This is a genomic window from Macrococcus equipercicus (assembly GCF_004359525.2).
GTDB lineage: Bacteria > Bacillota > Bacilli > Staphylococcales > Staphylococcaceae > Macrococcus > Macrococcus equipercicus.
This window is the reverse complement of sequence record NZ_SCWC02000001.1, coordinates 35,400-48,385: the sequence shown is the minus strand read 5'-3', so window position 1 is coordinate 48,385 and position 12,986 is coordinate 35,400. Positions and strand designations below refer to the sequence as shown.

Genomic DNA, 12,986 nt, shown 5'->3' with positions numbered 1-12,986 from the left:
GTTTGTGATTAACGGTCTGCCAGCTGTTTCGTCCGGTCTACCAAATATTTGGAATCAAGTGTTTTAGCGAGCAGCTTTGTTTCATAGCCGAACAGTGTCATGACGATGATATGTACTCTCGCCTGTGTGAATTTATAGATGAACCATGGCAGTGTCGGCTCATATTCGTGGATGGCGATCAAACATTCATTCGTATCAAGCACACGCCGGAATTCAAGACGCGCACGGCCGCCTTCTACAGACCGCGCGAACTTACCGCCTCTAATATAGAAGAGCACCCGGTTTTCGCTTGAACGTTCCTTTGATTTCTCAAGGATGAGAATCGGCTCTTTAAAGATCGGCAGACTGATCATCAGCTTTTCATTTTCAATTGATGTATTGATGAAGGAATAACCGATACGCGATAACCAGTTGGCATAGTAGTTCGCTGTCTGGTCAATCGTCCAGCTGGATGGAATCATGATACGCTGCACTGATTTCACATCGCTCTTCTTCAGTTCATCACCAATGGACTTCGATGATTTCTTTTTCTTCTTATCATCTTTATCTTCTTCGAGTGCTTTTTTGATGCTTTCTTTGATCGGCGTCGGCGCATTGGAAATACCTTCCATGTAGTTTTTCTTGCTCGGCACCATGTCGTGGACCAGGCTGTCAAGCAGCGGATAGACCAGTTCTTTCGGTTCTCCGGCGATCAGGCGAACGACGGGTTTTGACAGCCAGACAGGAATAATCGGAAGATTGATCATCGGCAGTTTCTTATTCATCACTGCTGCTGTTTCTTTGAACATCTCTTTGTATGTCGTCACGTCATGACTGATATCAATCACTTCGTTCTCTGTTATATCCCGGTCAACTAGTGCCTTCAGCCCTGCTACGACATCGTCCAGTGCGACAGGCGCTGTCTTGCTGTACGCCCATTTCGGCAGCACAAGCGCCGGCAGCCGTTCCGTCAGTTTTTTCAGAATCGGGAACGACGATCCTTTTGGTCCGATAATGAGTCCGGCACGCAGTGTCGAGACCGGCACACCGTAAAACCCGAGGATTTTCTCGCATTCTTTCCGGCTCTTTAAGTGGTCTGATAAATCTTCTTCATCTTCATCAGGCGGCATAATACCGCTCATGAAGATGATATGTTTGACCCCTTTTGTTTTCGCGGCACGGCCGAAGTTATCAGCAAGTATCGCATCCATATCCATGAATGATGCCTGCGTCAGCTTAGCTGACGGCATCATTGAATGGACAAGATAGATTGCCGTATCAATGCCTTCCATCGCGTCCTCCACATCTTTCAGCGAGAACAAATCGACTTTTTTCCATTCCACATTTTCTTCATTCTCTTTGTTTTTAGTACTGCGCGACGCGGCAACGATATGGTGATTTTTCTTCAGTTCTTTCAGTAAGTGGCCGCCGATATAACCGGAAGCACCTGTCAGTAATATGTTCATGATTATCGTCTCCTATATCCAGATAGTTGTTTATACCCATACTGCGCATTAATAGTTCATGGAAAAGTGACAGTTTTAAAATAAGTTGATGACTCTGTGCCTCGTACTTTTCTATCCATTATAACACGTCCGCTTTCTTAAACTTTTCTTAAATACCGCCTTGGTTCAGTCGCTTTCATAGGCAGCTATGTTATCATCTTCATATCTCACACTAGAAGGAGGTTAACTATGGAGATCAAAATGACAGCCCGTGAAGCATACAAACGATTCTGGACGCAGGCCTTTGTGCTCAATCAGCGGGCAAGACGAAAAGAATTCTGGGTTCCTTTCATTATTCATATGACAATCGCTGCAGCAGGTTTACTGCTGGCTGTATTAATATCCCCCCGCTATCCTCATGCACTGCTGTTCAACCTGCAGCTCATCAGTGACACTGTACTGGTGATTCCTTTCTTCTCGGTCTTATTCAGACGGCTCCAGGATTTGAATATAACCGGCTGGACTGCACTGCCCGTCTTTATATTCACAGCACTGTTCAATGCTACAGAATTCATGACTCTTGATGACACAGCAGATGGCGCTGTTGTCTTCTGCTACGCCATCGTTTCTATTCTCTTCTTTATAGTGCTGGCGTTTGACGGGACAGAAGGTCCGAATAAGTACGGTCACGACCCGAAAGAAGTGATTGATGAATTAAATCCAAGACAATAACCGGATGGTCGGTGACTATCCGGCTATTGTTTGACGATTACTGCACCGTTAAATAACTTCTGATCAACGGCAGTTCCTGCTCCAGCAGCTGCTGCTGTGAGAGTTCCCCCGCATGCTCCCCCCAGAACGTCAGAGCAGAGCCGGCGATGTTAAAGGTTGTGACAGGATAGTAGTACTCACCGTTCTCATAGAAGTGATTAATCTTGTAAGCACGTTGAATATAACCAGCCTGTTCCGTTATATCTGCTGCACAACGGCTGTCAGGAAGGAAGTATAACGACATGGCGTTATAGTTGTAAACGCTGAGACCCGCCTGGGCGAAATCTTCAACAGTGACGTTAGTGTCCCCGCGCTGTGACCAGTATAAGATGGATACTGATTTGTTCAGGCCGCTTAAGCCGCTCTTAGTCAGGCTGTCATTCCAGAGCTGGGGTTTATATCCCGCCTGCACGGTATGTGCCGCTAACTGATTGATGTAAGTGAGCAGCTCATCCTGGAAAGCGTAACCACCTGTCACTTCATCACCGCCGATGACGATGCGCTGGCGGCCATAGAACTTCGGCTGCTTGAACTGAGTCATGACTTCTGTCAGCAGTGCTTTTGAGTGCGTGAGTGCGACCGTATTGCCGAAATAATCGACGACGCTGCTATCAAAGTCAGTCGTGATGCGCTCACCTGCTTTTAATCGCGGTGCCACTTTAACCGTCCAGGCAGCAGAATGAGCCGGCATATCGATGTCAGGGATGACTATAATGTCACGGTCGTTACAATAAGTGATCAATGCCGCTAATTCACCGGCAGTCAAGTAACGCGAGTTGGTTATATTACTCGTCTGATATAAGTAAGGGGAAGCAAGCGCATAGTTTTCATTGTCTGAGAAATGCAGCTGCAAGTAGGCGGCATTGTTCGCTTTCATCTCATCGACAATCGCTTTCAGTGTGCTGAGGGAGTGATACTTACGGGCGATATCAATTGTAACGCCTCTGTCATACGCTGCAGCTTCGGCTGTTGACAGAGAAGTGACTATAAAACTTATCAAAGTCAGGACGGTCGAGAGAATCGTTTTCTTAATCATGAGCAGCTCCTATTATATTGTATGGACTAAATTATATAAATCATCATGCCATTTGACTACTCTTTCCGGCAGCTTTTACAGAAAAATTACAAACATAACAAACGGGATACCAGTCATGACATCCCGTTTGTTTATATTATACTTCTTGACTGACTGTTTCTTTCTTCTTAACGAGGTTCAGAACTGCTGACGTCTCTTCGTTCACTTTACTGAACAGTTCTTCATTGTCGCCCAGCTGCTGACCGTAAGACGGCACCATCTCTTGAATTTTCGGTTGCCATTCAGCCATGTAGTCCTTGAAGCATTTGTCCAGTACATTCAGCATGACATGAACAGCTGTAGAGGCACCTGGTGACGCACCGAGCAGTGCCGCAATCGAGCCGTCTTCAGCACTGATGACTTCTGTACCGAACTGCAGCGTGCCTTTTCCTTTGTCCGTATCTTTAATGACCTGCACGCGCTGACCGGCAACAACAATCTCCCAGTCTTCTGACTTCGCCTCAGGAACGAATTCACGCAGTTCTGCCATACGGTCTTCGTGCGACTGGATGACCTGGCTGATCAAATACTGCGTCAGCTTCATTTCCTTCGCGCCGGCAGACAGCATCGTCAGCACGTTATTCGGCTTCACTGAGCCGATCAAGTCGAAGTATGACCCTTCTTTCAGGAACTTCGGCGAGAAGCCGGCATACGGTCCGAATAGCAGTGAGCGCTTACCGTCGATGTAACGCGTATCTAAATGCGGCACAGACATCGGCGGCGCGCCGACTTTTGCTTTGCCGTACACTTTCGCGAGATGTTTGTTGATGACTTCTTCATTGTTGCACACTAAGAACAAGCCGCTGACCGGGAACCCGCCGACGTGCTTGGATTCCGGAATGTTGGTCTTCTGCAGTAATGGCAGACTGTAACCGCCTGCACCGATGAAGACGAAGCGCGCTGTATGCTCTTCTGTCTTACCGCTGCCGGCGTTATGCACTTTCACTTTCCAGCCGCGCCCGTCGCGTTTCAAGTCTTTCACCGCGTGGTTGTAGTTCAGTTCAACGCCCTGCTCAGCCAGTAGATTGAAGAGATCAACCGTCAGCCGGCCGAAGTTAATATCTGTCCCTGAATCCATCTTCGTGATCGCGATTTTGTCTGACGGATCACGGCCTTCCATCATGAGCGGCACCCATTCTTTCAAGACGGCATGGTCTTCAGAGATCTCCATGCCGCGGAACAGTGGATTGTCCTGTAGCGCAGCAAGACGGCGCTTCAAGAAATCGATGTTGTCCGCGCCTTCCACAAAGCTCATGTGCGGTACTGTCTTAATGAAGTTCTCAGGATTTTTCAGCTTTCCTGTCTTCACTAAATGCGTCCAGAACTGTTTAGACAGCTGGAACTGTTCATTAATGTCCAGTGCTTTACTGACATCGATATTGCCGTCAGCTGATTCAGTCGTATAGTTAAGTTCGCACAGTGCTGAGTGACCAGTTCCTGCGTTATTCCATGCATTGGAACTTTCAAGAGCCGGCTCACCGAGCTGCTCGAACATTTTAATGTTAAGATCAGGCTTCAATTCTTTCAATAATACACCGAGTGTTGCACTCATAATTCCGCCGCCGATTAAGATGACGTCAGTTTTAGCAGAACTGCTGTTAACAAAATTCATAACCCCGTTGCCTCCCAAAATAAATATCACATGCTTAAACCCTTTGACTTTTATTATAGACCTTTTACAGAGAAATCAATAGGGAAACAACCAACTTTCTCGCGAAAAATGTACGCGGTTACATAGAATGTTCTTATTAAATAGGAAGAAAAACAAAAAACCGTCCCTCGCAAGGAACGGTTTTCAGCTTTCTTTCTGGCGAATCAGCATAACAATGAATAAGAAAGATAATAAGGCTGCAGCAGCAATGACAACCCAGGAATCCGATAATACTTTCATCTTCTCCCATATCGATTTCTCGACCATAGGCTGCGGCAGGACCGGCTGCGGCGTCACTTTCTTCCCGTCTTTCGTCGTCCGCTCGGCATAGATGAGCAGGCGCTCTGCTCCTGACGGTGTACACGTGAGAAGTGTGAGGACATCTTTCCCCTGCCTGACTGCCATCGCTTCCACTTTGTCGGGTGTCACAATCACACGGTCATACACTTTATAGTACAACGTCTCTTTAAAGTTATTGATGATCACCTGGTCGCCGTTTTCCAGACGGTCAATATGCGTGAACCACTCATGGTAAGGCGAATAGCTGTGCGCGGCAAGGACGCTGTTTGTCGAGCGGCCGCCGACAGGATAGCTCGTGCCTTCAACACGTGACACACCGCGGTTCAAGTTTTCCGGCGTCGCTTTGTCGTATACCGGGTAATGTAAGTTCAGCTTCGGAATCTTCACTGTCGCAATGACGTCATCGGAAATCATCTGCTCATCATCACTGTCATTCTTCTTCACTTGTACTGCCGGCGCTTCAATCGTCTGGTTCATCGTCATCTGCCGGTTGTACTGCTCAAACTGCGTATATCTATTCTTCTGGTCGTCGGAATCCACCTGAAAATGTTTATTCAGCGCGTCAGACTCCTGCGACATATCATAGTTATAGTACACTTTCGCAGCGAGGGGATAGAGACAGATAAAGAGCCCCGCGCAAAACAGCACGACAGCAAGCCACTTGTTCATTACGTTACCTTCTTCTTCCGCTTATTCCAGAGACGGTACAATAAGTATAAGATAAGCGCTACAGCAAGACCAATCAAGTAATTTCTGTAGACATTCAGAAATTTATACCACCACGGTTCCTGTGCTGCCTCATGTTTCTTCGCTTCTTCAGGCGTATACGGCACGCGGTGACCGGTGACAATCAGACGGTGCGAGTTGATCATATACGGCGTGCAGGTGAGCAGTGTCAGCTGGTCCTTGCCTTTCACAATCTTCAGCTTGCTGAAATCACTCGGCTCGATCACGTCAATATGGTCCACTTTATAGGCAAGAACCCCCTGAATATTATGGACGTAGATCATATCGCCAATCTTCATCTTATCAAGATCCGTGAACAGCTTCTTGTCCGGCAGACCTCTGTGACCGGTGATAACCGTATGCGTCGACTCACCGCCGACCGGCAGCGATGTGTTCTCCAGATGACCGAGCCCTTCCTGCAGCACCCGTTCAGTCGTCCCCGCAAACAGCGGCAGATCCTGATGAATCCTCGGAATCTCAACGTGCCCCATCTTCTCATGCACTTCAAGCATCTTCGCATACTCCCGCTTACCCGCCGCTTCCTCTGCCTTGCTGTAAGCGTCGTGCAGCACTTCATTGCCGCTCAGTGATTCATTATAGGCCTTCGCCCTGTTAATCCGTGCGTCAATCTCCTTATCAGACAATAACTCCACTTCTTTATTGAAGTCGTTCACTTCAGTCCCTGATTCATAATCATAGTATACAGCGCTGATCATCGGGTAGATCAATATACCAAGACCAATAAGAAATATAAAGGCAAATATTAAATTAGAAAGACGATTGTTCTTTTTCTTTTTCTGTTTTTTCTCGGAGCTCAAAATGACTCTCCTCCTTATAAAAAATAAGGCAGACTAAAGTCTACCTTATTATTATATAGCATGATGTTAAGCTTGTTGTCTTCTTCTTAATAATACGAACGCAAGTAACATCAGTGCAAGACCTACAACAGTGAAGATCACTGTACCGATACCACCTGTGTTAGGGATTTCAGTCTTTTTGTTGACGATTTCTTTAGGTGTAGCACTAGTTAACTGAGCCGCAGTAGGATCTGCATAGTAAGATGTTGCATTTACTGTGAATGATGTTTCAGGATTAGTCGGTAATGTATAGTCTGCTGGTGCTGTTACCTCTTCAATTGTATAGTCAGTTGCACCTTTATTGTTAGAACCATCTGTACCGTAAGATAGTCCTTTCACTTCGAATGAACCATCTTTTTTAGAAGTGAATTTTGTTGCCGCATCTTTGCTGTCAACCCAAGTTGTATTCAACTTAGCATCTTGAACTAAATATTTACCGGCTGCATTTTTAACAACGAATACAGCTCCTTCAAGATTAGTACCTGAGCCATTTGTTTTAACAAACTTCTTACCACCAGTGTAAACGATAGGTGTATCAGTGGACGGTACTGTTGGCGGTGTCACTGGTGGATTCTGACCACCAGGCTCTGTCGTCGTACCATGACCGTTATCAAATGTTAATGTAGCATTATTTTGAATAGGTAATCCCATGACTGCTGTGTCATTGATGACTGTAGGAATGAAAATGTTCAGCTTAGCGGAATCTCCAGCAGCAGCTAACGCCTGACGGCCTGCATCAGTGAAATCTATTACTACTTTGCCATCAGGATTAGAAACAGTGTAGTTGTCTGCTGCAAGTTTAGTTCCATTTACTTCTACATAGACTTTATCAGTTCCTGCAAATGTTAATTGAGAAGCAATCGTATCTGTAACAGTAAACTTAGTATACTCATTGATACCTTTTGGTACTGACGGTTGGATGATCCAGTTGAAAGATTCGCCTACTGCAAATGAAGCTGATTTAGTACCATCTGCTTTGACGTCTTTATCAATCGTCGGTAAGTCTTGTAATGTATTTTTCGGGAATACATGTAAATCTGTAATGTAACCATTACCCGCTTCATTTGTAATCGGTAATTCAAGACCGAAAGGAACGGCGTTTGATGTTTTAACTGCAGTACTTACATCTTCAATGAACCAGTAGAAACCTTCAGCTAAGTTTGGAGCTGTCGTCGTACCATTTGCTGAAGTTTTAGCAGTTGTACCTAATTTAGCTCCCGCTAATCCTGTTACTTCTGACTCTGTATCAAAGCTGCCAGGTACAGCTTTCATTGTTGCTAATTGTTCCGGAGTGACTTTCCAGTAAGTAAATGAAATATTGGAGATTGGTTGAGAACCAGCTGGCGCTGTACCGTTAACTAACTGATCATAGGTTGCTCTTATTTCTGATGAACCGGTCACTTTGTGAATAGTCAAGTTAGTTGCAGGACTTGCTGCGAATGCTTTACCGAGCGGAGCTACTATACTTACTAGTAATGCTAATACTAAAAACAGGGACAAACGCTTAAATAATTTTGACATAAATGCCTCCTAATAATTTTATAATTTATTTATATTAATCCGCAGATGCGGCTTAATTCATATGTGCAAATTTTTTCCTTGAAAATAGTGACGCTATAATGACTAAGATGCCAATTATTGAAAACCACAAAGGTCCTGGCCCACCTGTATTTGGTAATACTGCTGAATTACTTTGGTTCGCTACCTTTACAACTACTTTAGTGGCAGATGTCACATCTATCTTCACAGGTGTTGTTTTCAGCTGGTATCCAGCTGGCGCCTTTGTTTCTACAAGTGTGTAACTACCAAGCGGCAATGCACTGAACAATGCCTTACCATCTGTGCCAGTCGTCAATGTCACTACTTTACCTGCCGAATCTCTCAGTTCAAAAGTAGCTCCAGCAAGCAACTTGCTTTCATCACCACTTTGATGTTTAACAACTTCAATAGAACCGAGCACCTTCTTATTGATGACTTTGAATACATTTGTGCCTGAGTAAAGTACATTGTCAACTTTAATATCGCCGTTACTTGCAATAACAACCGTATATGTCTTTGGATCTTTACTGTAGTTCGACGGTGCTGCAGTCTCGGTTAATGTATACGTCCCTTTTTTCAGGTTATCGAATTTAACCAGACCGTTTGTACTGGAAGTCTGAGTCATAATCTTTCCAGTTGAATCTTTCAGTTCAAAAGTAGCACCGCCTAGTGGTGTATTAGAATCACTTAATTTATTGAAAGTGAAACTGTATACCGGACTTGCAGCTCTTGCTTCAGGAACGGGATATTCTCTTAACAATGTAGAAGTTGCTGTTGGTTTCAAGGTTGTTGTACCATTCATTGGATACCACTGATTTTCAACAAAGTTGTCATCAGTCACACGCAGCTTGACTTTATAGTTGATGTTGACCCATTCGCCTTTACCTAAAGTTAATCCGTTCAATTTAATAGTCCTTGAAGCAGTGTCGTATGTTACTGTGACACCATTTAACAGGGCAGGATCAGATGCTGTTAATGTATAGTCAGAACTATCGAATACATTATTGCTTCCTAAATTCAGGTCATACATAGCGCCGATTGGGTCAGTAACGACACCTTTTGAGATACTGTTGGAAATACTTTGTGAAATATTTGATAATACTTTAGACAATTCAGATGAAGAATCAGCAGTAGCATACGCATATTCCGGCTTTGATGCAATATTGGTAAGAACTTTGTTCATTTCAGCCACTGTAGCACCTGCTGATGTTACTTTAGTATCCAAACCAACTGAAAATATATTAAATGATGGATTGTTAGCTTTAATGAGTTTAGCCTCAGAGATAGTTGGCTGGCCATGATTTGAAATCACATAGCTACCAGCGTAATAAGAGTCATGGTCATAACCATATTCAATAGTATTGTTAAGTTGGAAATAACTACCACTACCCTTAACATAATTATCAAATTCAGTAATATTTTCTGATCCAGTTGCTTTTATACCTCTATAACTTAATGTCGGTGCTCCATCTGTTAATACAATCATCACTTTTTTATTAGATGAAGTAGCAAGCATATTTCTGCCTTCTCGTAAACCGATCTGAGTAAATGTACCGGCATTATTTCCTGACACAGGGGACGTAGGAATTCCTGCTTTAATAGTACTGGCATTCTCAGAAAAATTTTGAGTACTTACTAAAATAGAGGCAAAGTTAACAACACCGATTCTTGTTTTGACGCTCGATGTACTATTATTTTTAGTGACTTCATCGATAAACGCATTAACATTGGTTTTCATATTTACCCAGCGTGTCTTTCCGTTGGACCCTGTTTGAGTCATACTTCCAGAGTTATCTACAACAAGAACAATATCTAATGGTTCTTGAGAGACACTTGCTCGCCCTTGGGTTTTTAAATCAATGGCATATTCATTAGTCGCTCCAGTTGGTTGTGCTGCTTTCCATTGGAACGATTCATTATATTCAACAGGCTGCGGCACCCGGTTGCGGTATAACCCTCTCTCATCCCAACTCATATCAGATATTGGTCCTTTATAGGTAGGACTAGGTTCAACGATTTCCTTTCCTGTTCCAGGCGTACCACTTGAATCAGCAGCAAGTACAGTTGTTGTTGCTGTTTTCGAACCATTAGTAGAAACAGCTTCAGCAGTAATGACAGTTCCTGCACTTAAAGGACGATAGAGTTCAACGAAATATAATCCATCTGTTGATGCTTTTGTACTGCCAAGCACTGTCCCCATTGAATTTTTAATAGTAACCAAAGCGCCTGGTTCAGCTGTTCCCGTTACATACGTCTGATCGCTATAAATGTTATTTATAGTAATCGGCACCGAACTACTAACCGTAACGTTTGTTGGATCACTCACCCGTTTGTTTGATTCCGTAGAAGTAACACTCAAGACTGTCCCCGCTGACTGCTTAGGAATAGTTACTGAATAAGTCCCCGCACTATCAGCAGTAGCTGTTCCAAGTTCAGTCGTACCATTCATCACCTTAACAACAGCACCCGGAGCTGCCGTTCCTTTGACTGACGTGTCATAAATAGACACTGGTTTCACTGTAGGCGTTGCTGACTTTGCATTTAAAGTAAACGTGCCAGTCAAATTCATAGGATAATCACCTGAAGAATATAATGACCCTAGAGTTATTGAGTAACTGGACTGATTTGGGTTAGTGATAGGTGTTGAAAACTTAAACGTTGAATCGTTTGGATATAAATAAAAACTATTTGAATATGCACTTGCACTTCCTTTTGTAATCGAAAGACTCTTCGAATAACTGTAAGAAGTGTTATTTAAATTCATAGAAGTCATATATTGTAAATTATTAACAACTATATTTTCCAAATTAGCAGTATATATATATCCTGTTTTATTTGTAATTGTCATTGTCCAGTCTATCTTTGATTGATCAGTAGCCATAACACCAGTTAATGTGGCTGAGAAACTACTGCCATAAGTATAAGTGTTACTTGTATACGTATAGTCGCTCGGTGTATAACTTGTAGCAGCTGCAGCCAACGTTGTTGGTGCAAGTGTTGGTGCCAGGCTAAAAGTTCTTAAGCTGAACGTTTTAGTTTTTGGTGGTGTATAAACAACAGAATCTTCTACAGGTGCTTTTACGACTGGTACATTAGTAGAAGCGCTTTTTGCATCCGGCATTTCCGTCGCCGCTTCTTCTGTCGTCGCTTCTTCTGTCGTCGCTTCTTCTGTCGCCGCCTCTTCTGTTACCGGCTCTTCGGTCGTTGACTTCTCCGTCGTCGCTTCTTCTGTCATTGCTTCTTCCGTCGTCGTTTCTTCTGTCATTGCTTCTTCTGTCGTCGCTTCTTCCGTCGTCGCTTCTTCCGTCGTCGCTTCTTCCGTCGTCGCTTCTTCCGTCGTCGCTTCTTCCGTCGTCGCTTCTTCCGTCGTCGCTTCTTCCGTCGTCGCTTCTTCCGTCGTCGCTTCTTCTGTCGTTGACTTCTCCGTCGTCGCTTCTTCTGTCGTCGGCTCTTCTGTCGTCGCTTCTTCTGTCGTTGACTTCTCCGTTGTCGGCTCTTCTGTTGTCGGCTCTTCCGATTTCGTCAGCGCTATGTTGTAGTCATTGATCTTTTTATCATATCCTTCAACATCTGGAACGCTTACTTCGTATGCAATTTTCTGTCCTTGTTCATCATTCAGAGGCAGTTGGTCGGCAACATATGTTTCAGCATCTTTATCCACTGTCATTGAGTCGACCGCTTCTTTCGTCGCCTGATTAACAAACTCAATCGTCAAAGGTTTACCGGTCTCATTGGTCACTGTCCCTTTGACTTCAGTCGTCATGTAAGTCTGCTCGATATCGAATTGATTGACCGTCGTCTTATAGTTACCAAGCGGCTCTGTCTTAACTTCATATTCAACTAGCTGGTTATCGTCATTCAGCTTGTTCACATCTTTAAAAGTATAAGTCGTTTCATTCGAACTTATTGTCTGCTGCTGAACAATTGCACCTGAAGTTTTATTGATCAGCGAGATGACGACTGCTGGCTTCGTCACTGTTTCCGGCACGTTCTTATAGACGATATTGCCTGTCACGTCCATCTTCTGATAGACGGTGTCGCTCGCCTGCTTTTTCTGTCCTGCTACGGTCGTTGTCAATGAAAGTGTATAGTTCGTATTGTCATCAAGTGTTTCAGTAGTCATTGCTATACTGATCGGCTGATCGAGTTTACTAAGTTTCAGTACATACTTACTTTGATTCACGTCAGGTTTTGTGAGTTCAATACCTTTAGCATTTAACGCTTGTGCTAATTCTACTTCGTTAACTTTATGATGTCCTGCTAAAGTCAGAATGATAGTGTCGTTATCCAGTTTTTGACCTCGCTCATTAATCATTAAGCTCCAGTTCACTTTATTACTAATTTCCCCTTTTTCCTCTACTCGTATAACGTCGGCCTGATCAGTTTTGAGCGTTGTACTATCAGCCGAAACATCTTTCTGGAAATAATCTACAATAAACATATTCAACAACACGACTATAAGGGTGAATATTGTTACTTTTTTTATCATAATTTCCTCCATAATCGATTTAGCTTCTTGATATTACCATTTATTAATTTGCTATGGCAATACTTATTTCACAAAAAATTTTAATAAACTGATTTTCTTATGACTTTTAATAAAGTTAAATTTTATTTAACATTTAGATTTATTATATCAGTAT

Annotated in this window: 8 protein-coding genes; 1 reads left to right on the top strand and 7 read right to left on the bottom strand. The window is 43.5% G+C overall.

All coding sequences use genetic code 11. The annotated features are described in order from the left end of the window. Nucleotides 1-8: 8 nt before the first annotated feature. On the bottom strand, nt 9-1,445 hold the full coding sequence (locus ERX35_RS00225; RefSeq protein ID WP_149457895.1) for an NAD(P)H-binding protein: 1,437 nt from the start codon (nt 1,443-1,445) through the stop codon (nt 9-11). A gap of 228 nt (nt 1,446-1,673) precedes the next feature. Here ERX35_RS00225 and ERX35_RS00220 point away from each other — a divergent pair, with 228 nt between their 5' ends. Continuing rightward, complete coding sequence (locus tag ERX35_RS00220; RefSeq protein WP_149457894.1) at nt 1,674-2,156, top strand: DUF805 domain-containing protein; 483 nt, start codon at nt 1,674-1,676, stop codon at nt 2,154-2,156. Between the two features lie 37 nt (nt 2,157-2,193). On the opposite strand, the gene ERX35_RS00215 is transcribed toward ERX35_RS00220, so the two are convergent. The 6 genes from ERX35_RS00215 to ERX35_RS00190 all read right to left on the bottom strand — a co-directional run bounded on the left by ERX35_RS00215 (nt 2,194) and on the right by ERX35_RS00190 (nt 12,832). Continuing rightward, nucleotides 2,194-3,231: a family 20 glycosylhydrolase gene (locus ERX35_RS00215; RefSeq protein ID WP_149457893.1), complete on the bottom strand. Its 1,038-nt coding sequence runs from the start codon at nt 3,229-3,231 to the stop codon at nt 2,194-2,196. A 136-nt stretch (nt 3,232-3,367) separates the two neighbouring features. Next, nucleotides 3,368-4,882 carry a malate:quinone oxidoreductase gene (locus ERX35_RS00210; RefSeq protein ID WP_149457892.1) on the bottom strand — a complete coding sequence of 505 codons (1,515 nt, stop codon included), beginning with the start codon at nt 4,880-4,882 and terminating at the stop codon, nt 3,368-3,370. Between the two features lie 183 nt (nt 4,883-5,065). Continuing rightward, a complete protein-coding gene (locus ERX35_RS00205; RefSeq protein ID WP_149457891.1) occupies nt 5,066-5,890 on the bottom strand; it encodes a class C sortase in 825 nt (274 codons plus the stop codon). Beyond that, the gene (locus tag ERX35_RS00200) at nt 5,890-6,765 is read right to left on the bottom strand and encodes a class C sortase (protein ID WP_246143092.1); all 876 of its coding nucleotides are present in this window, start codon (nt 6,763-6,765) and stop codon (nt 5,890-5,892) included. Before ERX35_RS00200 ends, ERX35_RS00205 begins: the two co-directional genes overlap by 1 nt. Nucleotides 6,766-6,831: 66 nt before the next feature. Then, nucleotides 6,832-8,325, bottom strand: coding sequence for a SpaH/EbpB family LPXTG-anchored major pilin (locus ERX35_RS00195; protein WP_149457890.1), 1,494 nt, complete (start codon nt 8,323-8,325; stop codon nt 6,832-6,834). 52 nt (nt 8,326-8,377) lie between these two features. Then, a complete protein-coding gene (locus ERX35_RS00190) occupies nt 8,378-12,832 on the bottom strand; it encodes a SpaA isopeptide-forming pilin-related protein (protein WP_170234485.1) in 4,455 nt (1,484 codons plus the stop codon). Nucleotides 12,833-12,986: the final 154 nt, after the last annotated feature.